At 38.3% G+C, this 2,666-nt stretch carries 3 protein-coding genes; 2 read left to right on the top strand and 1 reads right to left on the bottom strand.

Going from position 1 to position 2,666, the window contains the following annotated elements:
• Both B2107_RS06155 and B2107_RS06150 read left to right on the top strand, forming a co-directional pair.
• The coding region (locus B2107_RS06155) for a pseudouridine synthase (protein WP_293954087.1) at window positions 1-968 on the top strand (968 nt) is incomplete at its 5' end.
• A 93-nt stretch (window positions 969-1,061) separates the two neighbouring features.
• Window positions 1,062-1,529 (top strand): nucleoside triphosphate pyrophosphohydrolase family protein, encoded by a 468-nt coding sequence (locus B2107_RS06150; protein ID WP_046671593.1) that lies wholly within the window; start codon window positions 1,062-1,064, stop codon window positions 1,527-1,529.
• 142 nt (window positions 1,530-1,671) lie between these two features.
• On the opposite strand, the gene B2107_RS06145 is transcribed toward B2107_RS06150, so the two are convergent.
• Complete coding sequence (locus B2107_RS06145; RefSeq protein ID WP_293954088.1) at window positions 1,672-2,613, bottom strand: TIGR01212 family radical SAM protein; 942 nt, start codon at window positions 2,611-2,613, stop codon at window positions 1,672-1,674.
• Window positions 2,614-2,666: the final 53 nt, after the last annotated feature.

Below are 2,666 nucleotides of genomic sequence, written 5' to 3'. Positions count from 1 at the left end.
CAGAACGTTCTTTCGACAAAAGAGATAACTTCAAACGTAACGACAGAAATGACGGTCCAAGATCATTCGACAGATCAGAACGTTCTTTTGACAAAAGAGATAACTTCAAACGTAACGACAGAAATGACGGTCCAAGGTCTTCAAACAGAAAATTTGGCGGAGAGAGAAGTCGAAATTTCGATGAAAACAATAACTTTGGTGAAAAACAATATATTAAACGTCCAAAGAAGAAGACTGCGGAGTCAGAGGATGACGGCTTAGTTCGTTTGAATCGTTACATCGCCAATGCTGGTATTTGTTCAAGACGTAAAGCAGATGAACTTATCTCGGCTGGTGTCATTTGGGTAAATGGAGAACCTGTTACCGAATTGGGTACTAAAGTAGACCCGGCAACAGATGAAATCCGCTACAACAACGAACGCTTGAAACGTGAGAAAAATGTTTATGTTTTGTTAAACAAACCAAAAGATTATATCACAACTACAGACGATCCCCAAGAGCGTCATACGGTGATGGAACTTGTTTCTAAAGCAACCAAAGAAAGAATCTATCCTGTTGGTCGCCTTGATAGAAATACGACAGGACTGCTTTTAATGACAAATGATGGAAGCCTTGCCGAAAAGCTTTCGCACCCGCGTAACAGCATCAGCAAAATCTATAATGTCGAACTAAACAAAAGCCTTACACAGGGCGATTTTAACAAAATTAACTTTGGTATCGAATTAGAAGACGGTGTGATCAAACCGGACGATTTGAGCTATGTTCAAGGTGGATCAAAACGCGAAGTCGGCATCCAGATTCACTCAGGAAAAAATCGTATCGTACGCCGTATTTTTGAATCTTTAGGATATGAAGTAGTTAAATTAGATCGTGTGGTATATGCCAATCTGACTAAAAAAGACTTACCTCGTGGCCGTTGGAGATACCTAGAAGAACGAGAAATCGTGCAATTAAAGCACCTACTTTAATCGCTCAAGAATATAAATAAAAATAAAGGACGGTCATTCAGTTAACCGTCCTTATTTTTTTATATTTGCTCTTTAAAATAAAAAACTAATAATATGACTGATCCGAAAACACTCTCTTCCGTTGCGGAATTCCATAAAACATTCCAACATCCCATCCTTGACACGCCTACCATTCCATCTGAACAACGCTGCGCTTTAAGGGTATCGTTGATTGCTGAAGAATTAAAAGAATTAGAAGAAGCCATCCAGGATAAAGATTTGGTAGAGATTGCAGACGCACTATGTGATATCCAATATGTACTTGCCGGCGCAGTATTGGAATTTGGCTTAAAAGATAAATTCTCTGCTCTTTTTGATGAGGTTCAACGTTCTAACATGAGTAAAGCATGTAAAGACGAAGCGGAAGCAATTGCTACCCAAGAACACTATAAATTGAAAGGAGTAGAATCATATTACAAAGAAGTTGATGGCAAATTTTTAGTATTCAGAACTGCTGACAACAAAACTTTAAAATCCATCAATTACTCTCCAGCAGATCTAAAAACGATTGTTGAGGGCTAAATGAAAAAAGGAAAATAGCTCTTCACTTTTTGGTTTATAAGATAAATAAGTAAGGCTNNAGCCTTACTTATTTATCTTATTTTACGTTCAAACCATCGGTTCAATGCACGTTTTACAAACTATAAAAGAAAGAATATAAACGCTAAAAGAGACTTCCCTGCACAACCTGACGTGCCTCCAAGCCTTTATCTATCGCAGTTTGTATATGTGACTTCGGAAAGCCCCAATTTGGTGCTATCAACAACTCTTTGTCTGCAATCCCGAAAATACGTTGAATAATCAGATCAGGCCGTAATCTTGGAATCAATTTGGCTAAGAAATCAGTATACCCTTCTATTGAGAAAAGTTCAAAAGGTTCCCTTTTATACTTTACCCCCATAATAGAGCCTTCTACAATATGTAAGTGGTGCAATTTTACAAATTTAATCTGTGGAAACCGGTTAATCTCGTCTGCATACTTTAACATCATCTCTTCCGATTCCCATGGAAAACCAAAGATTGTATGTACACAAATCTCTAGCGGTGTATCCTTTAACATATCCATTGCCTGAATAAACTCATCGTGCGAACAGCCTCTATTAATTTTCTCCAGTGTATCGTTGTAGATAGATTCCATTCCCATTTCCAAATCTACATCATAACGATCCGTATAAGACTCCAATAACGCAATCTTTTCAAAATCCAAACAATCAGGACGTGTTCCCACAGAAAGACCTAAGGTATTTTCAGGATCAATGCTTAGGGCCTCATCATACATCATTTTTAGTAAATGAGTCGGCGCATACGTATTCGTGTTTGGCTGGAAATAGATAATAAACTTTTCCGCACCATAGCTATTGCGCGCTCTTTCGATCCCCGATTCCACCTGTTCCCGTATCGATGGAATTTTGCGCGCTGTATCCGGCGTAAAAGAATCAACATTACAGTACGTACAACCGCCGTAGCCCTTACTGCCATCGCGATTGGGACAGGTAAAATTACCATCCACAATCACTTTAAACACTCGTTGTCCGTTATATTTTTGCTTTAAATAAGCCCCGTAATGATTATACGGTTTAACTCCGTTATCCAATAATGTACCCATTGCCATGCAAAGTTACTCAATTAAAATCATAAGTTACCATTACTTTCTTAGGA

Origin of the sequence: Sphingobacterium sp. UBA7855 (assembly GCA_002500745.1) — a bacterium.
Taxonomy (GTDB): domain Bacteria; phylum Bacteroidota; class Bacteroidia; order Sphingobacteriales; family Sphingobacteriaceae; genus Sphingobacterium.
This window is presented reverse-complemented; position numbering and strand designations above follow the sequence as displayed.

Excerpts from the sequence above, each read along its gene's own strand:
- B2107_RS06150 (WP_046671593.1), top strand. The coding sequence starts at position 1,062 with ATGACTGATCCGAAAACACTCTCTTCCGTTGCGGAATTCCATAAAACA.
- B2107_RS06145 (WP_293954088.1), bottom strand. The coding sequence starts at position 2,613 with ATGGGTACATTATTGGATAACGGAGTTAAACCGTATAATCATTACGGG.